Below are 24,598 nucleotides of genomic sequence, written 5' to 3'. Positions count from 1 at the left end.
CTTTCTAACCGGATTACTTCATCAGCTTCTGTAAAACACCTACAAGCTCATCCACCACATCCTCGTTACCTTCGCGGATATTATCAGCAACGCAGGTCTTTACATGATTCGCCAGAAGCACCTTGTTAAAGCTGTTAAGTGCTGATGTTATAGCAGAAACCTGCATCAGAATATCAGTACAATATGCATCCTTTTCAAGCATATTCTCAACGCCCCTCACCTGGCCCTCGATACGCTTAAGACGATTCATTAAATCCTTATATTCCTTGTCATCACGGCTTTTGTGCTTACCTGAACAGCAGCATTCCCATGCTTCTACAGTAACTTCTTCCTTGATATCTTCTGTATTTTCCATAAATAGAACTCCTATTTCAATTCACATACCCCATAGGGGTATCTCTTACACCCTGATAATATACCCCCACAGGGTATTTGTCAAATCCTATTTATTAAGTGAATTTCGCCATTTTCCATTTACCACTTAAAAATTGAAAAGCGGGTTAAGTGGGAGAAAGAAAAAAATTTTTTCACTTAGCTTTGATTAAATAGTTTGAAGTATAGTTAAGTTTATTCACAAGATAGCATTTCACACTTAACTACCTGTTAAGTGAAAATCAAAAACACCTAATACACACTTAAATAATCCTAACAGCAGCCCAAAATCATCCCCAAAAGTTAAGTGAAAAAATTTTTCTTCTCAGAAAACTTAACAGGATTTTGCAATTTTAAGTGTAAAATCTAATTTCCTATTTTCACTTAACTTTTGCCCGATTTTTTGTTAAGTGAAAAATAGATTTTCAAACATACACTTAACATGCATTTAACACGCGCTAAAAAGGGCGGTTCCTGTAGAACCGCCCACGCATGTTAGTTTCTTTATAGATTTTATGTTAGTTTTTGCTCATATATATGGATTAGTTCTGTCCGTAGTAAGCGTTTGCGCCGTGCTTACGGTTGAAATGCTTATCACGGATACAATCTGGAGCTGGCTTAACCTGTGGGTTAACCTGCTCGGTGAAGAGTGCCATCTTAGCAACCTCTTCAAGTACAACTGCATTGTACACTGCCTGGTCTGCATCCTTGCCCCATGTGAATGGGCCGTGGTTCTTGCAGATAACACCTGGCACATACTTTGAGTTGATTCCTCTGTCTTCGAAGGTTTCGATGATTACTTTACCAGTGTTTACCTCGTATGCCTCATCGATTTCCTTTTCAGTAAGGTTTCTTGTACATGGAATTGTTCCGCAGAAATAATCTGCATGTGTTGTTCCATATAAAGGAATATCGCGGCCTGCCTGAGCCCATGCTACTGCATAAGTAGAATGAGTGTGGACAACGCCACCAATATTATCATACTTTTTGTAAAGCTCTAAGTGTGTAGCTGTATCAGAGCTTGGTCTATACTTGCCCTCAACAACTTCACCATCAAGATTTACAAGTACCATATCCTCTGGCTTCAAATCCTCATATTCTACACCAGATGGCTTAATAGCAAAGATTCCAGATTCTCTATCGATTCCGGAAACATTGCCCCATGTATAGGTTACAAGACCACGCTTTGGAAGCTCCATGTTGGCCTCGTAAACCTGCTTCTTCAACTCTTCTAACATCTTATCTCTCCTAGTCCGTCCGTTACGGTCACAAGCATTATATTTCTCCGTTCGGCAACACGCCTCTCTTGAGAAATATAATAGCTTGTTACCTACGGACTCATCTAATATCTGAGCGGCAACTCAACCTTGGCGAGCGCGAGCAGGGAAGTATCGTGCCGAGCTAGGAGGGAGCCGCGAAGCGGAAAGTTGCCTAGCTCGAGTACGAGGGGTGCCCTGCGGGAGCACGGAGTTCTTCAGTGCCGCGTAGCAATTAGTACACTATCGCCATTCCGCTACGGCGCATGCCTCGGCTTTAAGCGCCTTCTTGTATTCTGCAATCCACTCGTCGTAGCCCTTAACCATTTCTGGGTCTGGTTCCATTGTTGTAGATTCCTGTCCTGCGAATACCTTTTCATCAAGGTATGACTGAAGCTTCTGGCTCTTGTCGTCGCGGATGCAGTAGTTTGCAAGTACTGCCATACCCCAAGCGCCGCCTTCGCCAGCTGTTGCCATTACAGTGATTGGTGCATTAAGTGCAGCTGCAAGTACAGACTGGCCTACGCCCTTTGTCTTAAAGAATCCGCCGTGTCCTGTAATAGACTTGATAGAAACCTTCTCTTCCTTAAGAAGGATATCGTTACCAATCTTTAGAACACCGAGTGCTCCGTAAAGATTTGAACGCATAAAGTTTGCAAGTGTAAACTTTGCATCTGGCTTACGAACAACCATTGGGCGTCCTTCGTTTACGCCAACTACTGGCTCACCACCGAAGTAGTTAAATGAAACAACGCCGCCACAGTTAGCATCCTCTGTAAGAGCCTTGCGGTAAAGTGTTCCATAGATATCATTCATAGAAATATCTACGCCGAATGCATCTGCAAACTCCTTGAAAATTCCAATCCAAGAATTAAGGTCTGATGTACAGTTGTTGCAGTGAACCATTGCAACAGCCTCACCTGTTGGTGTTGTAACCATATCGATTTCTTCGTATGGCTTAGAAAGTGGCTTATCAAGTACAACCATTGAGAATACCGATGTACCAGCTGATACATTACCTGTTCCTGCCGAAACAGCGTTTGTAGCAACCATACCTGTACCTGCATCACCTTCTGGTGGAGCAAGTGGGCAGCCTGGCTCAAGTTCGCCTGTTGGATCAAGAAGCTTTGCGCCCTCAGCTGTAAGAGTACCTGCATCATCACCTGCTACAAGTACCTCTGGTAGTAAATCCTCTACCTTTGTAGTAATGCCGTGAGCATTTGCAAGCTTATTGAACTTTTCAAGCATTGCCTTATCGTACTGGCAAGTCTTTGAATCAATTGGGAACATACCTGATGCTTCACCAACGCCTGCAACCTTGCGGCCTGTCATCTTGTAGTGAACATATACTGCAAGTGTCATAAAGTAAGCTACATTTTTAACATGTGGCTCATTGTTTAAGATGCACTGGTAGTAATGTGAAATACTCCAGCGCTGAGGCATGTTAAAGTTAAGCTCCTTAGAAAGCTCAGCTGCAGCCTCACCTGTGATTGTATTTCTCCATGTTCTAAATGGAACCAAAAGATTATCATCCTTATCGAATGCAAGATATCCATGCATCATTGCTGAAAATCCGATGGCACCAATCTTTGTAAGCTTCACATCATATTTGTCATTAACATCCTTCTTAAGCTTTGCGTAGCAATCCTGCACGCCAGCCCATACCTCTTCAAGAGGATATGTCCAGATGCCATTATCTAAATGGTTCTCCCACTCATGGTCTCCCTGAGCAAGCACCTTATTCTCCGCATCAACCAAAACCGCCTTAATACGTGTTGATCCGAACTCAATACCAAGGGCAGTTTTCTTGCCCTCAGCAATCATCTCATTTATATTCATTCGCAAATTCCCCCTAGGTATTCTCTCGCCTGTTACGCTCTCAAGCCTGAGTATTTCCTTCGTCGACTACATGTCTCCTACGGAAACTCTCAGAGCTTGATAGCTACAGGCTATTTATACTTCGTATAATTATAAATGCGCGACCACATAACCTTGGCAAGCGCGAGGAAGAGGGCCCCATGGAAAGCAACAGAGGGGACCCACGCCGGCGGGGAGTTTCTGTTGCTTTCCAATGGGAGATGGCTTCCGGGAGCATGAAAAACTACGAGGTCGCGCTAAAACGATTACTCACCAAATACGGCGATGTAGTCCTTCTGGAACTTTTCGATACCAGCTGTTGTAAGTGGATGAACAGCCATCTGCTCGATTACCTTGTATGGTACAGTTGCAATATCAGCGCCTGCAAGTGCACAATCGTGAACGTGGATTGGGTTGCGGATTGATGCAGCGATGATTTCTGTCTCGTATCCGTAGATGTCGAAGATGTCAGCGATATCGCGGATAAGCTCGATACCTGGCTGGTTGATATCATCAAGACGTCCAAGGAATGGCGAAACGTATGTAGCACCAGCATTTGCAGCAAGAATAGCCTGGTTTGCTGAAAAGATAAGTGTTACGTTTGTCTTAATTCCCTCAGCTGAAAGAACCTTAACAGCCTTAAGACCTTCAAGTGTCATAGGAATCTTTACAATCATGTTTGGATGAAGAGCTGCGATTTCACGGCCTTCCTTAATCATGCCCTCAGCATCAACTGTTGTAGCCTTAACCTCACCTGAGATAGGGCCATCTACGATAGAAGCAATTTCCTTAAGGATTTCTTCCTGGCTACGTCCACCCTCTTTTGCAATAAGAGATGGGTTTGTTGTAACACCACAGATAACTCCTAATTCATTTGCCTTTCTAATGTCCTCGATTTTTCCAGTATCAACGAATAACTTCATTTTTTCTCCTTCTTTCTTTGGCCATGCCAATACATTAATTACTCATGAAAGCGTTACTGCTTCACACTAATTAAAGTGTATATGTTTTGCTTTGTGGCTTCAATCAAATAAATGACTTTGTAATGGCACAATTTTTACTTCAATAACTCAACGACCAGCAGGATTACTTTCTGTATACAAGATTTCCAAGTGCAAGGTCACGCTTGAAATCACGAATCTTTGTATCCTTATCAATAAATACAGCCTCGATGCCCATAGCAGCTGCCCAATCACCCATCTGCTCTGCAGTAAGGTCATAAGAGAATGCTGTATGATGTGCGCCACCTGCAAGGAGCCATGCCTCTGTTCCTGTGTAGAAATCTGGCTGTGGTGTCCAGAAGTTGATTGCTGTAGGAAGCTTTGGAAGTGGCTTTTCTACCTTCTTGCAATCTACATCCTGAATGATGAGACGGAATCTGTCGCCAAGATCGATGAGGGATGTTGCAATACCCTTGCCTTCCTTTGACTGGAATACAAGACGAGCTGGATCTTCTCTATCACCCATTGAAAGTGGCTGAACCTTAATCTGAGGCTTTTCTGCTGCAAGTGAAGGACAAACCTCAAGCATGTGAGCCTGGATAATACCTTCCTTACCCTTTACAAGGTTGTATGTGTAATCCTCAAGCATTGATGTGCCCTTAGCATCCTTGATGCCTGTTGTCATAATCTTCATGAGGCGAACCATAGCTGCAACCTTCCAGTCACCTTCAGCACCGAAGCCATAGCCCTTTTCCATTAATCTTTGGATTGCAAGACCTGGAAGCTGCTTAAGTGAACCAAGGTCACCAAAGTGTGTAACAATTGCCTGATAATTCTTCTCCTCTAAGAATCTCTCAAATCCAAGCTCGATCTGTGCCTGAACCGCAACATGCTTCTTGAACTCTTCTGGATCTCTACCCTCAAGGCAGATATCATATTTATCATAGTACTCATCAACAAGTACATTTACATCTGACTGAGATACAGCCTCAACAGCCTGTGCGATTTCATTTACTGGGTAAGCATCTACTTCCCAACCGAACTTAAGCTGAGCCTCTACCTTATCACCTTCTGTAACTGCAACGTTTCTCATGTTATCAGCTACACGCATAACGCGAATGTGGCTGGATTCTACAACACCTACTGCTGTACGCATCCAAGATGCAAGCTTCTCCTGAACCTCAGCATCCTGCCAGTAGCCTACGATTGTCTTTCTCTCGATACCCATTCGTGAAAGGATGTGAGCGTATTCTCTGTCGCCGTGTGCTGCCTGATTTTCATTCATGAAATCCATGTCCATTGTCTCGTATGGAATTTCACGGTTGTACTGTGTGTGAAGATGGCAAAGTGGCTTTCTGTACTCCTGATGTCCTAAAATCCATGACTTTGCTGGTGAGAATGTGTGCATCCATGTGATTACACCAGCACAAGTTGGGTCATTGTTTGCCTCGTTAAATGTGCGTCTGATTACTTCGTTTGTAATCATTGTTGGCTTCCAAACAACTTCAAAAGGAAGTCTGCCTGACTTGTTAAGGCAATCAACGATTTCCTTTGAATGTGCTGCAACGTGCTCTAAGCACTCGTCACCGTACAGGTCCTGAGAACCAGTACAGAACCAAAACTTGTAGTTTAACTGTGTCTTCATTCTATTACCCTCCGCTTTGAAAAACTTAACTGTTACAATAAAAATACAACTTGTTCACTAATATGCACAAGTTGTATTTATAAAAGCTTATATTCAGTTTTGTTGCGGTTTTAAGTAGTGTGTACATGTATGTTTCGAGGTGTACAAGTTTGCGTGATTATCTAATCATCGTCTTTTGTTCAGTGCTCCAATACATGTTTTTATACTCAGTTGGTGTACAACCTGTTTGTAGCTTGAACATTCTAATAAATGAAGATATGGACATGAAGCCGCAGTTAAGAGCAACATCTGTTACTGAGTTGCCAGGCTCTATCAAAAGCTCCTGCGCCCTTGCAATTCTTTTTTGATTAACATATTTATAAAAGCTTATTCCTGTGAACTGTTTAAACAATCTTTCAAAATAGAACTTGCTGAAGCCGCTCATGTCAGCCACATCATTAAGCTTCAAATCCTCTGTGCAATGTGCGTTAACGTAATCGCAAATCTGCAAAAACTTAGATGCGTAATCCTCTCTTGTGCCAGCCCCTATGTCATTTACCTTATTGCTTGGAGCTGTGTAATTTTTACCTATCAAAACAAGCATATTCAAAAACTTGCTGTAAATATCCACCTCTGCATAAGAATTACCAAGTAAGTATTCTTCTCTGATTTCAATTAATGTCTCCACCAATGTGCTATGAATCTCAGGATATTCCTCAGGCGTGATAACCGTATAAGGCGAAAGCAAGGATATAAGAACCTCTACCTCTTTCATATATCGTAAATACGTAGTGTTAGGTTGGAAAATAATACGTCGACCAGTAGTTGGGGCGCTGATTCCGTGAATGCAGCCTGGGCAGATAATGCAAATATCCTTTTCCCTAAGCTCCACAGTGGAGTTAGAAAACTTCATAACATAACCGTTCTGTACTGGCATAATTATCTCCAAAGCTGGATGCCAATGCATCGGATAATCCTCATATTGAACGTTGTCATAAAGCTTAAGATTCGTACTTTTTTTATAATTTACGGTCTCGAAAATACCATCAAGTGATTCTATCATAACATTATCCCTTCTCAGCAAAAAATAGCAATTATTGCTTTTATTAATTGTTGCTCTTATTCCAAAAAATTGCAAGATTTATTTTAGATTTAAGTTATCTCTCCTTTACTAATTTATTAACATTGCACTATTTTTGGCTTTTATTTTAGGTTATGTTAAACAACATGCCAATTTTGCAACAGTTTTTCGCAGCAAGAATTGATAATCAAAAAACAACAATTTAAAAGAACCACCACATTTCCTATGTTACATTTAAACCATAAGAAATTCATGATGGATTGGGGTTCATCAAATCTATTTGCAAAGGAGAACGGGAATGAAAAAAAAGATTTTAGCAACACTTCTGTCAACAATCATGGCTGCATCTTTATTCACTGGATGCGGTGGCGCTAGCGGTTCTGGAGACTCAGCTTCTTCAGGCGGCGATGGGGTTCAGGAAATCACATGGATGTTCTGGGATGACCTGGATGCAACACAGGATCTTATCTCTCTTGGTTACAAGGAGAACGTAGAAAGATTCAACAAAGATTACGAAGGTAAGTATCACGTAAATGTTGTTACTACAAACCTTGAAGAGTACTACGACAAGTTAAATGCATTAGTTGCTGCTGGGGAAACACCTGATGTATTTATTGTCAGCCCAGGACCACAGCTTACAGATTATGTAGCTCCTGGCATTGCTGCTCCACTTGATGATTATCTTGATGCAGACGGATGGAAAGATACATTTACAAGTGATGCAGTATTCACACAGCAAACATACGATGGCAAGATTTATGCAGTACCTCTTAACACAGCTGCAGCTTGCTGCTTCTACAACACAGAGATGTTTGAAGATGCAGGCGTTGACGTTCCTACAAACTGGGATGAAATGCTTACAGCTTGCGACAAGCTTCAGAAGGCTGGTTACACACCAATCACAATTTCAGCTGGTACAGCTTGGTGCTTATCAATGGTAGCTGGTTACCTTTGTGAGGAAGAAGGCGTTGACCTTGCTAAGCTTGCAGATGGAAGCGCTTCTTGGGAAGATGGAAAGCTTGAAGCAGCAGCTGACAAGCTCCTTGAGCTTTCAAAATACTTCCAGCCAACAGCAGCTGGTGACACAAACGATGTAGCTACAGCAAACTTCTACAACGAAGAAGCTGCTATCCTTATCCAGGGTTCATGGGCAATCGGCCAGATTAACGGTGAAAACCCAGATTTCGAATCTAAATGTGGTGTATTCCAGTTCCCAGGTTGTGAAAGACTTATCGCTAAGTCAGATTCACTTTGCATGAGCTCTTCTACAAAGTGCCCAGAGGCTTGCGCAGCTTTCATGAAGTACTTTACAGATGACACAGCTCAGAAGTACACAGCAGAGGTTGGTGGAAAGATTCCTGTAACAAAGGTTGAGTACGATGCTTCAAAAGCTCCTGCACAGCTTGCTTACGTTATGGACATCTTTGAGAACGCAAAGGGTACATTCGGATTCTACAACGAGTCAATGCCTACAACAGAGACAGGCTCACACTTCGATGACACAATGGTATCAGTATTCCTTGGTGATATGACACCAGCTGAGGCTGCTACCGATATGGAAGAATTCTACAACGCAAATTGCAGATAACTTTCTTTTTCTTTTAATACCTTTATTGTTTAAAGGGGCGCACTTGCCTGCGCCCCTATCTTATTACTAAAATCACAGCTTTTAAGGAAGATTAGTTATGGATAAATTATTACGAAATAAAAAAGCCATATTCATCTTTATGGCTCCAGCATTTATATTATTTACTTTTATTCTATTCATTCCAATTTGTCAGTCTGTGTATTATTCGTTCTGTGACTACAATGCACTGACTCCTGCAAAATTCGTTGGATTGAAAAATTATCAGGGATTGATTCAGGATAAGACACTGAAAATCGCATTAAAGAACTCAGTATTCTTTCTTATTTATTCCTGCGTAACTCAGCTTATTATGGGTCTGTTTTTAGCAGCCCTTCTAACCAATATAGATAAAGGAAGAAACCTTTTCAAAAACATCATCTATCTACCATGCGTACTTTCATCAGCAGCACTTGGTTTGCTATGGATGTTCATCTTCAGTCCAAAGCTTGGTATCAACCAGCTTTTACAGAAGTTTGGAATTGAAGGCCCATTATGGTTGATGGATACAAAAGGCACAATCATCCTTCCAATGTGGGTAATCGCCTTTGTTGCTTTGTGGCAATATGTTGGTCAGTCAATGATGCTTTACATGGCTCAGATATCAGGTATCAGCAAATCATTATACGAAGCAAGCTACATCGATGGCTGCAGCAAGGCAAAGAGCTTTAGATACATCACTCTTCCACTTGTTCGCCCTATGGTTGCAACAGCAATGTCACTTAACGCAATCGGTTCACTAAAGTTCTTCGATATGATTTTCAACATGACCGAAGGTGGTCCAAACCACAAGACAGAGGTTCTTGCAACACACCTTTATCAGCAGGGCTTTAAGTATTTCAAATATGGCTACGCCAGTGCAATTGGTGTACTTCTATTGATACTTTGCCTCCTCGTTACACTATTCATCAATAAGGTTGTAAAAACCGAGCAATACGAAATGTAGGAGGGCATAAAAATGAAAAAAGTATCAGTTTGGAAAATTATTATTTATATCTTTTTGGTGCTTATGGCAGTGCTATATTTAGCGCCACTACTTTGGACTTTTAACGTGGCATTCAAAACAAACAAGGAGATTTTCACAGCTCCATTTGCTTTACCACAGAATCCAACCTTTGAAAACTTCACCTTTGCCTGGACAGCCGGAAAGCTTGGCATCGCAACACTTAACTCATTCATTGTCTGCGTTATAACACTTATCCTCAGCATGATTATCGGCTCCATGGCAGCCTTCGGCATCGCTAGATTACGCTGGAAGTTTTCACATGCAGCACTTGTTTATTTCCTCACCGGAATGATGATTCCTGTACACTGCGTATTGATTCCACTTTTTACACGCTTTGCAAAGATCGGCTTATCAAACAGCCTTACAGGTTTGATTCTTCCATATTTGACCTTCTCTCTTCCAATCACAATCTTCATCATGGTTGGTTTCTTCGAGGGAATGCCAAACGAACTTATTGAAAGTGCCTGCATCGACGGCGCATCAATTTACCAGATTTTCTTTAAGGTATGTCTTCCACTTGGAAAGACAGGACTTTTCGTTACAGGCCTTATGACATTCGTAGGCAACTGGAACGAGCTATTACTTGCAATGGTATTTATATCTGACGATATGAAGAAAACACTTCCTGTTTCTCTTTCAAAATTCGTTGGACCTTATAATACAAACTACTCACAGATGTTTGCAGCCATCATCATCGCAATTATACCAACAATCGTGGTATACTGCGCATTCTCAAATCAGATTGTAGATGGTCTTACAGCAGGCGCTGTGAAAGGCTAAAATTTATTTTAAAACAGGAGATTTTACTAACAATGAAAGCACAAAACAAACCCCTTATCACCGAATTATTCACAGCAGATCCTTCTGCTCACGTGTACGAGGACAAGATTTACATCTATCCTTCACACGACATTCCTCACAACGGAGAGGACAACGACAACGGTGATGAATACCAGATGGAGGATTATCACATCTTCTCTATGGATGAAAACAGCGAAGAGGTTACAGACCACGGCATGGTATTACATCAGGATGATGTTCCATGGGTTAGCACACAGATGTGGGCTCCAGACTGTGTCTTCAAAAACGACACATACCACTTAGTATTCCCAGCAAGAGACAAAGATGGAATCTTCAGACTAGGTATCGCTGATGGCAAAAAGCCATACGGACCATTTACTCCAAGACCTGACTACATCAAAGGAAGTTTCAGTATTGACCCTTGCTCTTTCATCGATGATGACGGACAGGTTTACATCTACTTCGGAGGCCTTTGGGGCGGTCAGCTTGAAAAGTACCGCACAGGCACATTTGATCCAAACGGCACAGAGCCAGAAAAGAATGAGCACGCTGTATGGCCAAAGGTTGCTCCTATGAAGGATGACATGTCAGAATTTGCTAAGGCTCCTTCAGATGTAGTAATCCTTGATGAAAACGGCAACGAGCTTCTCGCTGGCGATGAGGACAGAAGATACTTCGAGGACCCTTGGATGCACAAGCACAACGGCAAGTACTACTTCTCTTACTCAACAGGTACAACACACTATATCGTATATGCGGTATCAGATAGTCCTTACGGACCTTTCACATATCAGGGCCGCATCCTTGAGCCAGTACTTGGTTGGACAACACACCACTCTATCGTGGAATATCATGGCAAGACATATTTGTTCTATCATGACTGTGAGATTTCTGGCGGAATTAACCACCGAAGAAACGTAAAGTATTGTGAACTTACCTACAATACCGATGGTACCATTAATACAATTACACCAGAATATAAATAAAAAGGCTTCTCCCTTTTAAGGGAGAAGCTGTCACCGCAGGTGACTGATGAGGGTCACCTTTATAAAACCCTCATCCGTCTGCTGCGCAGCCACCTTCCCCCTTAAAAAAGGGGAAGGCTTTTTTAGTTTTCAGTTTCTTTATTATCTGTTACTTCCTCGCCTTCAGCTTCATCAGTCTTAGCATCCTCTGACTCGTCCTCCTCAGGCTCAGTCTCATCAGAATCGTCGTCATCTTCATCCTCAGACTCATCCGAAATGTTAACCTCTAATCTACCGCCGTCCCAAGCATCGTTTCCGTCTGGGTCGATGGCGAATGTGATTTCGTCGTTCTTCTTAACATCATAGTGTTCGTCAAATGTGACTGTTCTTTCATCTGAGAAGTTGCCTTGTGTAACTCCACCAAGCCACTTCTTTTCAACTCCATTTAAGAAGATTCTCATGCAGGTTCCGTTTGCATTTGGGTCTGCACTATTAGCAAACTTAGTGTAGCTTCCCTGAACTCGGATGCGGCCATCTTCTGCAACTACCCATTTATAAGCTGCATTTCTGCCATTGCCTGGCTCTACGAAATCTGACTTAAGTTCTGGCTTACCACCATTGAAGTATCTATTGTTCTCAGCGTCAAATGGAAGCTTTTCAAAATTCTTGCCGTCCCAATCGCATACGCCGTAGAACCAACCGTTTTCACCTTGCTTACCGAAACCGCCTGCAAGTGATGTATCGTTAGTTCTGTCTTCATCTACTACAGGTTCTTCAGGTGTCTCAATTTCCTCGTCAGCGTCCTTGATTGTAACATCAAGCTTACCGCCATCGTAGCTGTCGTTACCGTCAGAATCGATAGCAAACATTACTACATCACCTTCGTGAACAAGATATGTCTCGTCAAATCCCTTTACAACATCTGCTGCAAAGTTGCCCTGGATATCTCCACCAATCCACTTCTTTTCTTCGCCATTGATAAAGATACGCATACATACGCCGTTTGCTGCTGGGTCTGCATTGTTAGCAAACTTGGTATAGCTTCCCTTTACATTGATTCGTCCAGTCTTTGCAACAACCCACTGGTATGCTGCATTTCTGCCATTGCCTGGCTCTACAAAATCAGCCTTAAGCTCTGGCTTACCGTTGTTGTAATATCTACCCATTTCCGCATCAAATGTAAGTCTTTCGAAGTTCTTGCCATCCCAGTCGCACATTCCATAGTACCAACCGTCAGAACCCTGCTCGCCAAATGCATTGAATAGATTTGTGTTGTTTTCTCTTGCTTCTTCCTCTGGTGACTTATCCTTTACCGCATAAATGCTTGCAGAAAGTCGACCTGCATCCCAGGCATTGTTAGCTTTTGCGTCGATAACAAATGAAATCTTGTCGCCTCTTGCAACCTCTAGCTTTGTAAGCATGATTTCAAGCTTGTTGTCATTGCCATCGCCTCTAAATGCCTCAACATCCTGCTCTAACAAAACGTCGTTATTCTTGTAAACGCTAACCTTTACTCCATCTGGAAGATTTGGGTTAGGGTCATTCTGACCAAACTTAACATAGTCAGCGATTATATCAATCTTGCCATCTTCGTATGCTACCCACTGATATATCGCAGCCTTGTCCTTGCCTGGATGAACGTAGTCCTTCTTCATTTCAAGGCCTTCATTCTTAGTAGACATGTAAGCTGTTCCATCAGCGTTAAGATATGTAAGAACCTTAGCATCTGCTGGTGTCTTACCATCTAAGAACCACCATCCGTCTGTGCCCTGAGCCATTGATGTAAGTGCACCAAGGACTGTATTATTTGTACGCTCTTCATCACCTACAACAACCTTAATTTCATTTGAATCTGCAATATCAATATTGAAACGTCCGCCGTCCCAAGCATTATTCTTGTTACAATTTACTTCGAATGTAAGGACATCTCCAGCACTAACATTTAACTTCTGAATGTTAATCTCTTTTGTGTTATGTCTATCTTCGCCTCTTGGGCAAGAAATAGTTTCATCGATAAGATTGTGTCCATTTATGTAGATGCCGAATCTTGTACCATCTGGCCAGCTGGCATTTGGATCCTCATGACCAAACTTTGTGTAATCTCCAGTAATATCAATCTGACCATTTGCTGCAACTACCCATTTGTACATTGCATTAGCATTAAGTCTAGGCTGAACAAAATCCTTCTTAATCTCAAGATTCTTTTGCTTTCTTGAAATATATCCATTACCGTCTTCGGTCTTATTCTGTAGCATTTCATATTTGTTAACGCTACGGCCTTCGCAGTAATACCATCCATTGCTTCCCTGTGCACCAAAATCAAGTGCAAGGTTTGCATAATTCTTACCGCTTCTGTTTACCATTGGCTCAGTCTTAAGCTCAGCATCCTCAACTACGAATTTGAAATTACCACCATCGTATGCTGTGTTTTCCTTGCCATCTACCATAAGTGTGATGCAATCGCCCGGCTTAACCATAAGTCCATTAACAGATAAATCCTTAGTAACCTCCCGGCCTACTACTGGAGCGAAGCTTTCCTTCTTAATCTGCTTATCATTCTTGAAGATGTAAACATCTACTCCATCTGGCCAGCTAGGATTCTTGTCCTCGTTCTTGTGCTTAGTGTAATCAGCCAAAACATCTACAGAACCTTCCCTGTTGGCAACCCATTTAACAATAGCTGAACGGCCTTTGTTACCTGGCATGATGTAATCGCGCTTAACTTCTACACCGTCGATTGTTGTATACTTATCGTCCTTTTTATATGTTTCAAGGTTAACTGCAAAGTTTGGATCAAGATAGTAGCCTGACTGATAGCAATAGCCGCCATTACCCTGCTTACCAAAATCATCTTGAACCGATGCATTGTTTGTACGCTGGCCACCAGTGTAGGTAACGTCCTTTTCGGTCTTTCCAACCATTGGTGTGATTCCCTTGATAGAGAATTCATACTTTCCTGCATCGTATGCATTGTTAGACTTAGGATCTACAACCATTGTAATGAAGTCACCCTTCTTAACGTCTACTGATGCAACATCAAGTCGCTTTGTAATTTCCCTTAATCTGTCTGGAGCAAAATCCTCAGTTACAAGGGGTTCATCGTTATGGAAGATTGTAACTGTTGTTCCATCTGGCCAGCTAGGATTCTTGTCCTCGTTTTTGAGCTTTGTGTAAGCTGCATCAACCTTAACCTTGCCGTCCTGAGCAACCTTCCATTTTATAACTGCGGATTTGCCCTTACCCGGATTAACGAAATCTCTCTTAATTTCTAAGTAGCTAGGATCGAAATATCTCTCCTCTTCCTTTTCGAAGTTCATAATGTTGTAAGAATTAGTAGCTTCGCTTGCGAATCCATCCTGATAGAACCAACCATTCTTACCCTGCTCTCCGAAATCGTATTTTGTATCTGCAAAATTCTGTCTTGTCTCTGTCTCATCGATAGCAACATCAGCCTCTGTCTGAGCTCCTGTTCTATCAACAATATCAATATCAAAGCAGCCACCATCGTAAGATGAATTACCACCTGCATCAACAACAAAATATAAATCGTCTGCTGTTGTTACTGCCAAATTCTTCTCTCTGAAGGAAATTTCGTTTTCGCCTTTTCTTGGTGCTGCCACCTTCTTGCTAAACAGCTTTTCATCGTTCTTGTAAACAGATACGATAACACCATCTGGCCAATCTGGATTTCCATCATTTTGCTCGAACTTCTTGTACTTTCCTCTTATTTCAATAGTGCCATCAACCGCTGGCTTCCAAGCAAGGATTGCATTATCATTGATAGCTGGATGAATGAAATAATGGCTAAGGACAAGGTTTGGAGAAGTCACATTCATGAATTCGCCATTGTTTTCTGTAGAAACAAGCTTTGAATCCTTACCTGTTTTTCCAAATCTGTAGGTCCAACCGTTCTGTCCCTGAGCACCAAAGTCCTCAATTGAATTAGCATTGTTATTAGTTCTTGCCACATCATTGATTGCTGATGGGCCCTTAGCATCTACATCATTTATTGCTACATACAATGAACCGCCATCATATGCATTGTTCATGTTTGGATCAACGATGAAGTAAAGGCTTTCAAGCTCATCTACTGATAAGTTGCTTAGTTCCTTTTCAACAACAGTTTCTCCATCTGTTTTAACATCCACCTCATATCTGCCGATGGCCTCGTCACCCTTGTATACATATATTGTGACACCATCTGGATATGAAGGATTCTTATCCATGTTTACATTCTTTACATAAGTAAGTTTTACATTTATGTCGCCCTTTTTGGCAGCTCGCCATTCAAGGATTGGCGCTGTACCTTCTGCGGTGTGAATGAAGTTTGATTTAATTTCCATTCCTGTCTTACCAAGCTGGAAATACTTTTCTCCATCAAAATTTTCCATTCTTTTTGATGCTGCAGGATTTGTAGCGGTGCCATATCTATAGAACCAACCATTATGTCCCTGCTCTCCAAAGTCAGCCACATTGAAAGCATTGTTTGTACGATTTTTGTCATCTACAAATTCTGGCTCAACATAATCATCCGCCATAAAAGACTGAGGCCAGCCTCCCGCTAAAGCTACGATTTCTTTGTCGATTGTTATCTCACCATTACCAGATGCTAAGGCAATGGCACCTGCAACTCCCGCTGCAGCGACAACTCCCACACCGCCAGCGGTAAGTAGTTTAACTTTACGGCTTGCTGCCATAAATTTCTTAAACATAATCTCCCTCCTCTGCAACTACTATTTATAAAGCTTTGTATCCTTGAATGTCACAGGTGATTTGATACTGAATAATCCCCAATCCATACCCTGTGAAAGATACATTCTTGTTGTAAACGCAACCTCATCATTTACATACATAACAACAACTCCATCAGCAATAACAACCTTTATGTTAAGCTCCCCTGCCTTAGATAAATCGTAGTCTAAACTAGACTGCGCTGCTACCTGCATGATGTCGCTGTTGTTGTAAAACTCAATCTTGTTTGTTGCTGCATTAAATACGATATTTAAATTGCCAACACTTTCTGTATTTGTATTGAAGCAAATTCCAAACATACCATTTTTGTCATAATCTGAAATAGTAGTTTCGAATAAATAGCTACCCATGATGTTCTTGAAGCCAACCATCTCATAATCGCTTCCGCTGAATGTGTAGCTATTGTCCTTCTGTTTAACAGATTCTGTCATCTTCGCTGGTGCAAGTGGACATTCATTTGTCATTGTATCTGCGATGCTTGGATTAAGTACTGGGTTAAGAGTTCCATCACTGTTTTGCTTAAGAAGATGAGTAACCATGTTTCCACCCCAGTCATACTCATCACCATCCTGGTGATTCTTCTTTGTTCCACACCAGCCTACAACGTAAAGATTATCTCCATCTGTCTCAAGACGACCTGCGTAGAATCCGTTGCAGTCAAACACATCATTAGCTGGCTTTTGAAAGGTTCCATTTAAACTATCGGATATACGATAATGAACCTGTCTGTTTGGCCACTGATCAGAGAATGAAAGATACCACTTATCCTTATACTGTAAAACTGTAGGACATTCCATGTTAGAATCGTTACCCATATCGTTTTCAAAGAAGATTCCCTCATCCTTCCATGTCTTTAAATCATTAGAAGAATACTTTGCTATTACACCATTGTTGTTAGCTCTTGTTGTGATAAACATGAAATAACATTTATCTTCCTTTGAATACATTACATATGGATCTCTGAAATCGTCCTGTGAATAATTTCCATTGCTGGTAAATGTATCCTCAGGAATCTTATCCCAATTCTCCATATCCTTACTAACTGCATGCATCACTGCTTCCTTTGGTGAGTAAGTATCATTATGTCCTGTATAGAATGCATGATATATTCCATTTTTATCCTTGATTACGCTTCCTGTACCAAGGGCAATATCTTGACTTTCTACTGTATCACCGTAATTTATTACAACTCCCTTATCATCAAAACTAGAAAAATTTTCTGTCTGAATTAGGCCCCAAGGATGATATCCCTGCTTACCATTTCTCTGGTCAGCCAAATAGAAAACATTGAATTTTCCATCATCGTAAAAGGGCATTGTGTCACCAACAAATCCTTCAATTGAAGCTGGGTAAAACACGTAATTGCTCCACTCCTCTCCTATGTACTTTTCTTCATCCGTGTCTTCTACATTAGAACCTGTGCCACAGCCTACCGCATTTACGCACATGGCAGCTAGTAGAAGCATCAAAACAACCTTCTTCATATTCCCTCCTGTAAGGTGCATTTGCACTACTTGTTGTTACATATAGTGTACATTCATGTTACATTTAAAGCAATATTCATATGCATTTGCACAATATTTTTGTGAAATATGCGATTATTCAAGGGTTTCCTTTTGGTGAAAATTAACATTTTCGAATAATGTTACATTTGACACATTGACCGATTTTCAGTATCATTATTATTAGATTTTACGCAGGAGAATAACATGGGAAATAGAGTTACTTTACAAGAAATTGCAGATGCCTTAGGACTCTCTAGAAACACTGTTTCAAGAGCACTTAACAACACAGGAAATGTCTCTGCAGAGACTAGAAATAAAATATGCCAGACAGCCATGTCCATGGGCTACAAGCAGTTTAATATGGCAGGGTTCACTCAGCCTGCTGCAATATCATCAGATGCACCTGCACCACTTAATAAAACAGAAATCGCTTTATTTACACAGGCCTTTCCTGGTAGCTCCCACTCTGGCAACAAGATTTTAGATGCCTTCCAGCACAAGATAGATGCACTGGGCTACAAGCTTTCTATAAACATCATTCGTGATTACGAAATCAACAACATGTGCTTTCCTACAAATATCGATATTGAAAATGTTGCCGCCATCCTTTGTATGGAGCTCTTTTCGGAAAGCTACTGTGAATTTCTGTGCAAGCAGAACATTCCACTACTATTTGTGGATACTCCACTTAGTCAAAGATGCCCTCTCAATGCAGATGTTATATACATGGAAAATCTTTCAAGCGTTCATCAGATGTTGGATACAATGATTGATAAGGGATGTAAAAATATTTCCTTTATCGGTGACCGATTCCACTGCCAGTCATTCTATGAAAGATGGCAAGCTTATGTATCAGTCCTTACTGATAGAGGCATGACCGTAGATATGGAAGGTTGCATTCTCGCAGACGACAGCAATCCTTACTCAGATACAAACTGGCTAAGTGAACAGATAGCATCTCTCAAACAGCTGCCAGATTTGTTTTTCTGTGCAAATGACTTTTTAGCTATGTCTACTATCAAAGCTTTGAAATCGCTAGGGAAGAAAGTCCCAAAAGATATTCGTATATGCGGATTCGATGATGCCCCTGAGGCAAGCCTAATGGAACCAAGCCTCACCACCATCAAAATCCATTCAAGCTCTATGGGCTATATAGCTGCAGATTTACTTCTTGCACGAATTGCAAATCCTGCCATGCCATATAAAAGAACTTATATCGAAACAGATATTATCTATAGAGAATCAACAGCTTCTGAGTAATTACTCAGAAGCTGTTTCTCTTTTATGTATCCCATCAAGTATTTCAATAGCATCACCTGACCAGGATTCCTTATGAAGTTCGTACTGTAGTGATTTCTTCGCACTACGTTTTACATATAAAAGAGCCTCGCCATAAATATGAATTGTGACATCATATTTTTTAGCAAACAATTCTGCTAACTGCTTTTTTTCTTTTGAATCTGTGGTATCAAATCTTGTGGCACCAGTAACAATAAAGCCGGTGTTAATATGGTAAAGCTTTAACAGGCGCTGAATGTATTCTCTTGAATATAAGCCTGTAGTGTAAACCCAAATATCGTAACCATCATTTGCAAGATGGTTGCACACTGCTGGAAGGCCCTTTATCAAATGCTCTTTGTAAACCTTCTTAAATGGGAAGCTTAGTTCCTTCTCCACACTCTCATTTCCCAGCTTTTTAAACATCACCTCATCCAGATTGATAGTTACGCGCTTATCGTATTTAGAATTATTTAACATCTGGAAAATATCATGGCTATTTGTAAGATTGATAATATGAACCGGAACCCTCTTTTTTCCAACCCTCATATATGCAGCCCAACGATGATGACCATTGAGAATCATATATCCGTCAGGATACATTTTTTCTACAGTAATGGATTTATCCTCTAGTCCAGAATACATTCCATCAAATTTATCCTCAACCATCCGCTGTACATATTCATTTATAATTCGATAGCTAGGTCCTACAGATGGCATACAAAATTCATCCTCTGGATTTGGATGAAGCTTTTTGTAGCTAACTCTACGAACCAAAGCACGCTCCAATAAACTTGCCTTTAGTGGGAACGCATTATCCTTATACTTTTCAACCTCTCCTGCTATAAACTTATCGAAATCGGTCATTTAGATTCCTTTCAACATATTTTTATTAATCCATTTTATACTAATTATAATTATTTTTGTGTTTTTTTTAGGAATTTTATATTAGAGTTCTATTTCCAGATAAAAAAGTCACTCTGCAAATCGCAGAGTGACCAATGAATATCTTATTTACTGAACATCAATGTAAAGATTTGTAGAAACATTTCCTGAACCGTTGAATCCGAATTCTACGCTTCCACCATTTGCAATTGATGAATTCCAATCTACTGGTGTAATTACATAGTAATCGCCTGATTCCTTTACGTTTACATTCCAGCTTGAGTCCATCTTTACTTCGCTCTTCTTGAGCTTAAGTGTCCAACCGTTTACGTTCTTACCAGTGTTGTTGGATACCTTGATGTTTGCTGTGTAACCGCTGCCCCAGCTGTTGATAGTAGCCTTAGCTGTAAGACCGCTTTCAGCTGTTGGCTGTGTAGGCTGTGGATTTGATGGCTGTGGGTTTGAAGGCTGTGGGTTTGAAGGCTGTGGATTGCTTGGCTGTGACTGATTCTGTACAGGCTCGAAGATCCACTCCTGGTTTGGATTGCCATAGTATAACCACTGGCATACGTTTGTGCCATCAGTCTTCTTGTGCTGATATACATCAATATATCTAACTTCCTTAGAAGCCTTTGTTGCGATTGTATAAACACCATTTGTCTTTGTGTTCTTTACAACAAACTGCTGTGGGTCATGTGCATAAGCATTGTAAATCTGGATGTTGATTCCATCGTCACCCTTGCCTTCTGCAACATCAAGCATGTAGTTTCCAAGACCTGACTTAAGTGAAATGTAGCCATTTCCTAAGTTTTCAACATACCACTTCTGGCCATCTACACCTGTGCCTGTGCTGATAATTACATTTGTAGCTGCTGCAGCCTTGTTGCCTTCAACTGTAAGGTACTTCTGAGAATTTGTATTCTTGAGGTAGTACCAACCGTTAGCAATGTTTGCTGTAGAATTTGTGTTTACATTCTGTCCACTTGGCTGTGTAGGCTGTGGCTGTGGCTCTGGATTTACAGTGCTTCCATTAGCATCTGTTGCCTTCCATCTATCAAATGCAAAGTTTCCGCGGAATACGAGGCAGATGTCCTTTGTTCCTGAAACGTTCTTTACATTTCCTGTGAAATCCTTGAATGAACCATTTGTTGCAGAGATACCTATTGTTCCAAGAAGTGTTCCATTCTGAGAACCTTCTCTTACTTCAATGCTTCCATTTCCGTTACTCTGAACTGTTGCAGTGATTGCTGATACGCCCTTTGTAAACTTAACGCCCTTAGTCTTTGTGAAGTCGCCATTGTTAATATCAGATACCCACGCACTTCCATCACTGTTACCGCGAACCTGGATACCAGCCTGAGTAAACATTGTCTCTGCCTGTACCCAATCGTATGGATTAACAGATGGGTTCATAGGAACACCATTTAATGTCTGCTTGATTGCATTGATTCTTCCATTTGAAACATTAACTCTGTCAATGTGAGTTGTTCTGTATCCAAGGTTTCTTCTAACTACCTGTGTCTCAACTGTGTGAGTATGATATGCCATATAGTACTGACCCTTGAACTCAAAAATCTGATGATGATTGTTACCACCAGAACCATTGAAGAATTGAGCTGGGTTTCCCATAATCTCACCCTGGTATGTGAAAGGTCCCATTGGATTACGGCTTGTCATCACCTGGATTGTTGCATTTCTGAAGCCATCGCGGCAGTTCCAGTTAGAGCAGTATGAATAGTAATATGTGTTACCAATCTTATTGATTCCTGAATCCTCAAAAAGGTAAGGAGCATCAATCATAGCTGCTGTACCAGAAGTGCTTATCATGTCGTTACCAAGCTTGATAACTCTGGCTGTTCTTGGATGCGCATCCTGTCCTCTTGGCACACCACCACCAAAGTAAAGATAGCCTGTTCCATCATTATCTACAAGGACAGCTGGATCAAAAAGCCATTCTACATTACAGTTTGGTGTTGATTTTGTAATGAAAGCTCTGCCAATTGGGTCACGCCATGGACCTGTTGGGCTATCAGCTGTTAATACTCCGATTGAGCTTGCATTGTTTGCAAAATAAAGGAAGAATTTATCCTTGCCATTAATTCTCTTCCAGCAAACTGTTGGTGCCCATGAGTTGCTAGCCCACTTTGCTGCACCATTTCTGCCTGCAATGTTGAATGCACCATGGTCAGTCCAGTTAACCATATCCTTTGATGAATAGCAGTTAAGCTGATTAATCTTTCCATATGTATTTTCGTTGTTTCCAGCGAATTCTTCACTATCGTTTGTAGTGTAAATATAAACTGTATCATTGTATACCATGACACCTGGGTCAGCGCCATAGCTTTGTGTAACTAACGGATTGTTTTCATTATCGCCCTTAACGTAGCTTCCATTGATAACTGTTGCAGCAAACACATCCTGTGTCATTCCTGCAAACATAGCTGCTGACAAAGCTAGTCCGAGTATTCTCTTAATAAATTTATTCATAAAAATCCCTCTTATTCTTGTTTTAGCAACATGGCTTGAGGGGTTGGAAGTTAAAAGTTATTAGTTACTAGTTACCTGACATACCTATTACTGAACATCCATGTAAAGGTTGCTTGAAACGCTGCCTGAACCATTAAATCCAAACTCAACGCTTCCACCGTTATTGATTGATGAGTTCCAATCTACTGGTGTGATTACGTAGTAGTCACCTGACTCCTTAACGTTTACATTCCAGCTTGAATCCATCTTTACTTCGCTCTTCTTAAGCTTAAGTGTCCAACCATTTACATTCTTTCCTGTGTTGTTAGAAATCTTGATGTTAGCTGTGTATCCACTTCCCCAGCTGTTGATTGTAGCTGTAGCCTTTAAGCCTGTAGTTGATGGCTGTGGAGCTGGGTTAGATGGCTGTGGGTTAGATGGCTGTGCAGAAGGCTGTGACTGATTCTGTACAGGCTCGAAAATCCACTCCTGATTTGGATTGCCGTAGTATAACCACTGGCATACGTTTGTGCCATCAGTCTTCTTGTGCTCATATACATCGATATATCTAACTTCCTTAGAAACCTTTGTAGCGATTGTGTATACACCGCTCTTCTTTGTGTTCTTTACGATAAACTGCTGTGGATCATGTGCATAAGCATTGTAGATGTGAATGTTTGCTCCATCCTCATCCTTACCATTTGCAACATCAAGCATGAAGTTGCCAAGACCTGACTTAAGTGAAATGTATCCATTTCCTAAGTTTTCAACATACCACTTCTGACCATCTACACCTGTACCTGTGCTGATGCATACATTTGTAGCTGCTGCAGCCTTGTTGCCTTCAACTGTAAGGTACTTCTGAGAATTTGTATTCTTAAGGTAGTACCAACCATTAGCAATGTTTGCTGTGGAATTTGTGTTTACATTCTGTCCACTTGGCTGTGTAGGCTGTGGATTTGAAGGCTGTGGTTGTGGCTGTGGAGCTGGGTTTGAACCTGGCTGACCAATAACCTCTGTGTAAGCCTGAATTACCTTGTTGTAAGACTGCTTTGGTGAACCTGGAGCAGAGAACAGTAATGGAGCCTGATTTCTAATCCATGTTGTTTTGTCTGAAAGTCCCCACCATGTAATGCTTGTAATCTTACCGCCATTCTTCTTAGCCTTGTTGATATTCTTGAAGAGATTATATGCATAATTAGCCATGTCATAATCACCCTTGTTAGAAATATCCATCTCAGTAATCTGAACTTCAAAGCCTGCTCTTAAGAATGAGTTAAGTGCATTTGTATAATAATCAACTGAAGGGAAGCCTGTTCCAAGGTGTGACTGCATACCAACACCTGCGCAAACCTTTCTTCCCTGGTTGATGTAATTAACAAGCTTAATTACATCGTTAACTTCCATGTATGTGTTGAAGTCGTTGTAGAAAAGCTTTACAGAATTTGTAAGCTTGAAATACTCAAGTGTATCGTAAGCATAGTTGAAAGCTTTTTTTACATAAGAAGCGTTTACCTTGTTGTTTCCATAAACTGCTTCCCAGCCAGAATTCTGTGCATGAAGTACTTCGTTTGCTACATCCCATGCATATACAACACTACCATACTGGTTTGTGTATACGTGGTTCATTACTGTCTTTACATACATTTCAAGACGAGCATCCATAACCTGTGGATTTACAAAGCCACCGTATCCAGCATAGTTACTTCTGAAGAACCATGAAGGTGTCTGTGAGTGCCATACTAAAGTATGCGCTCTCATCTTAAGACCATTGTTGTAGCAGATTTTCATAACTTCATCTACTGTGCTGAAGTTGATCTGTGGAACATAAGGCTCACGATAATTATCAGGAATATAGTATCCCTGACGCTTAGCCTGGTCTGTTGAGATAAGTCTAGCCGAACCTCCCAACAAAGCATCTGGCTTCATCTCATTTTCGAGAGTGATACTGTTGTAATGCTTCTTTAAAAATGCTAGCTGATTTGCATCACGAAGCTGATACAAATTGATACATGTTCCTGAATAACCATATGTAGAACCATATGTATTCAGAAGAGTTGTTTCTGCCGCCTGGGCATTGATTGATGGTGTTGATACGCACATTGTTACAGCGCATGCAACTACCAAGAGCTTGCTCATCAAGCTCTTTAAAAATTTCTTTTTCATCTTCATTTCTCCCTTAAAA

Annotated in this window: 16 protein-coding genes; 5 read left to right on the top strand and 11 right to left on the bottom strand. The window is 41.0% G+C overall.

The annotated features are described in order from the left end of the window. Window positions 1-13: 13 nt before the first annotated feature. The 6 genes from G611_RS0101280 to G611_RS0101255 form a co-directional block, all read right to left on the bottom strand. Window positions 14-355, bottom strand: a complete 342-nt coding sequence (locus G611_RS0101280; protein ID WP_051195000.1) for a metal-sensing transcriptional repressor — start codon at window positions 353-355, stop codon at window positions 14-16. Between the two features lie 559 nt (window positions 356-914). Then, complete coding sequence (locus G611_RS0101275) at window positions 915-1,610, bottom strand: L-ribulose-5-phosphate 4-epimerase (RefSeq protein WP_028242061.1); 696 nt, start codon at window positions 1,608-1,610, stop codon at window positions 915-917. 261 nt (window positions 1,611-1,871) lie between these two features. Beyond that, entirely contained in the window at window positions 1,872-3,467 is a 1,596-nt protein-coding gene (locus G611_RS0101270) for a xylulokinase (protein WP_028242060.1), read from the bottom strand. Window positions 3,468-3,751: 284 nt separating this feature from the next. Further along, window positions 3,752-4,408 (bottom strand): fructose-6-phosphate aldolase, encoded by a 657-nt coding sequence (gene fsa / locus G611_RS0101265; RefSeq protein ID WP_028242059.1) that lies wholly within the window; start codon window positions 4,406-4,408, stop codon window positions 3,752-3,754. Window positions 4,409-4,571: 163 nt separating this feature from the next. After that, the gene (araA, locus tag G611_RS0101260) at window positions 4,572-6,071 is read right to left on the bottom strand and encodes an L-arabinose isomerase (RefSeq protein WP_028242058.1); all 1,500 of its coding nucleotides are present in this window, start codon (window positions 6,069-6,071) and stop codon (window positions 4,572-4,574) included. A 157-nt stretch (window positions 6,072-6,228) separates the two neighbouring features. Continuing rightward, a complete protein-coding gene (locus G611_RS0101255) occupies window positions 6,229-7,113 on the bottom strand; it encodes an AraC family transcriptional regulator (protein ID WP_028242057.1) in 885 nt (294 codons plus the stop codon). Window positions 7,114-7,429: 316 nt separating this feature from the next. On the opposite strand from G611_RS0101255, the gene G611_RS0101250 reads away from it, so the two are divergent. The 4 genes from G611_RS0101250 to G611_RS0101235 all read left to right on the top strand — a co-directional run bounded on the left by G611_RS0101250 (window position 7,430) and on the right by G611_RS0101235 (window position 11,548). Beyond that, a complete protein-coding gene (locus G611_RS0101250; RefSeq protein ID WP_028242056.1) occupies window positions 7,430-8,719 on the top strand; it encodes an ABC transporter substrate-binding protein in 1,290 nt (429 codons plus the stop codon). Window positions 8,720-8,816: 97 nt separating this feature from the next. Continuing rightward, complete coding sequence (locus tag G611_RS0101245; protein WP_028242055.1) at window positions 8,817-9,701, top strand: carbohydrate ABC transporter permease; 885 nt, start codon at window positions 8,817-8,819, stop codon at window positions 9,699-9,701. 12 nt (window positions 9,702-9,713) lie between these two features. Further along, complete coding sequence (locus G611_RS0101240) at window positions 9,714-10,541, top strand: carbohydrate ABC transporter permease (RefSeq protein ID WP_028242054.1); 828 nt, start codon at window positions 9,714-9,716, stop codon at window positions 10,539-10,541. A gap of 32 nt (window positions 10,542-10,573) precedes the next feature. Then, on the top strand, window positions 10,574-11,548 hold the full coding sequence (locus tag G611_RS0101235; RefSeq protein ID WP_028242053.1) for a glycoside hydrolase family 43 protein: 975 nt from the start codon (window positions 10,574-10,576) through the stop codon (window positions 11,546-11,548). 122 nt (window positions 11,549-11,670) lie between these two features. Here the strand turns inward: G611_RS0101235 and G611_RS0101230 are convergent, their stop codons facing one another. Together G611_RS0101230 and G611_RS0101225 are read right to left on the bottom strand one after the other, a co-directional pair. Further along, a complete protein-coding gene (locus G611_RS0101230) occupies window positions 11,671-16,239 on the bottom strand; it encodes a hypothetical protein (protein ID WP_028242052.1) in 4,569 nt (1,522 codons plus the stop codon). A gap of 21 nt (window positions 16,240-16,260) precedes the next feature. Beyond that, window positions 16,261-17,763 (bottom strand): glycoside hydrolase family 32 protein, encoded by a 1,503-nt coding sequence (locus G611_RS0101225; RefSeq protein ID WP_028242051.1) that lies wholly within the window; start codon window positions 17,761-17,763, stop codon window positions 16,261-16,263. A gap of 225 nt (window positions 17,764-17,988) precedes the next feature. Here G611_RS0101225 and G611_RS0101220 point away from each other — a divergent pair, with 225 nt between their 5' ends. Then, window positions 17,989-19,044: a LacI family DNA-binding transcriptional regulator gene (locus G611_RS0101220; RefSeq protein WP_028242050.1), complete on the top strand. Its 1,056-nt coding sequence runs from the start codon at window positions 17,989-17,991 to the stop codon at window positions 19,042-19,044. Here G611_RS0101220 and G611_RS13525 read toward each other — a convergent pair whose 3' ends face one another. The 3 genes from G611_RS13525 to G611_RS13520 all read right to left on the bottom strand — a co-directional run bounded on the left by G611_RS13525 (window position 19,045) and on the right by G611_RS13520 (window position 24,579). After that, the gene (locus G611_RS13525) at window positions 19,045-19,929 is read right to left on the bottom strand and encodes a ParB/Srx family N-terminal domain-containing protein (RefSeq protein WP_036947672.1); all 885 of its coding nucleotides are present in this window, start codon (window positions 19,927-19,929) and stop codon (window positions 19,045-19,047) included. A 147-nt stretch (window positions 19,930-20,076) separates the two neighbouring features. Continuing rightward, entirely contained in the window at window positions 20,077-22,434 is a 2,358-nt protein-coding gene (locus G611_RS0101210) for a family 43 glycosylhydrolase (RefSeq protein WP_028242049.1), read from the bottom strand. Between the two features lie 87 nt (window positions 22,435-22,521). Then, window positions 22,522-24,579, bottom strand: a complete 2,058-nt coding sequence (locus tag G611_RS13520; RefSeq protein ID WP_036947669.1) for an endo-1,4-beta-xylanase — start codon at window positions 24,577-24,579, stop codon at window positions 22,522-22,524. Window positions 24,580-24,598 lie beyond the last annotated feature (19 nt).

Origin of the sequence: Pseudobutyrivibrio ruminis AD2017 (assembly GCF_000424305.1) — a bacterium.
Classification (GTDB): Bacteria; Bacillota; Clostridia; order Lachnospirales; family Lachnospiraceae; genus Pseudobutyrivibrio; species Pseudobutyrivibrio ruminis_B.
This window is presented reverse-complemented; position numbering and strand designations above follow the sequence as displayed.

Coding starts and splice junctions, on each gene's coding strand:
- G611_RS0101280 (WP_051195000.1), bottom strand. CDS start 355: ATGGAAAATACAGAAGATATCAAGGAAGAAGTTACTGTAGAAGCATGG.
- G611_RS0101275 (WP_028242061.1), bottom strand. CDS start 1,610: ATGTTAGAAGAGTTGAAGAAGCAGGTTTACGAGGCCAACATGGAGCTT.
- G611_RS0101270 (WP_028242060.1), bottom strand. CDS start 3,467: ATGAATATAAATGAGATGATTGCTGAGGGCAAGAAAACTGCCCTTGGT.
- fsa (WP_028242059.1), bottom strand. CDS start 4,408: ATGAAGTTATTCGTTGATACTGGAAAAATCGAGGACATTAGAAAGGCA.
- araA (WP_028242058.1), bottom strand. CDS start 6,071: ATGAAGACACAGTTAAACTACAAGTTTTGGTTCTGTACTGGTTCTCAG.
- G611_RS0101255 (WP_028242057.1), bottom strand. CDS start 7,113: ATGATAGAATCACTTGATGGTATTTTCGAGACCGTAAATTATAAAAAA.
- G611_RS0101250 (WP_028242056.1), top strand. CDS start 7,430: ATGAAAAAAAAGATTTTAGCAACACTTCTGTCAACAATCATGGCTGCA.
- G611_RS0101245 (WP_028242055.1), top strand. CDS start 8,817: ATGGATAAATTATTACGAAATAAAAAAGCCATATTCATCTTTATGGCT.
- G611_RS0101240 (WP_028242054.1), top strand. CDS start 9,714: ATGAAAAAAGTATCAGTTTGGAAAATTATTATTTATATCTTTTTGGTG.
- G611_RS0101235 (WP_028242053.1), top strand. CDS start 10,574: ATGAAAGCACAAAACAAACCCCTTATCACCGAATTATTCACAGCAGAT.
- G611_RS0101230 (WP_028242052.1), bottom strand. CDS start 16,239: ATGTTTAAGAAATTTATGGCAGCAAGCCGTAAAGTTAAACTACTTACC.
- G611_RS0101225 (WP_028242051.1), bottom strand. CDS start 17,763: ATGAAGAAGGTTGTTTTGATGCTTCTACTAGCTGCCATGTGCGTAAAT.
- G611_RS0101220 (WP_028242050.1), top strand. CDS start 17,989: ATGGGAAATAGAGTTACTTTACAAGAAATTGCAGATGCCTTAGGACTC.
- G611_RS13525 (WP_036947672.1), bottom strand. CDS start 19,929: ATGACCGATTTCGATAAGTTTATAGCAGGAGAGGTTGAAAAGTATAAG.
- G611_RS0101210 (WP_028242049.1), bottom strand. CDS start 22,434: ATGAATAAATTTATTAAGAGAATACTCGGACTAGCTTTGTCAGCAGCT.
- G611_RS13520 (WP_036947669.1), bottom strand. CDS start 24,579: ATGAAAAAGAAATTTTTAAAGAGCTTGATGAGCAAGCTCTTGGTAGTT.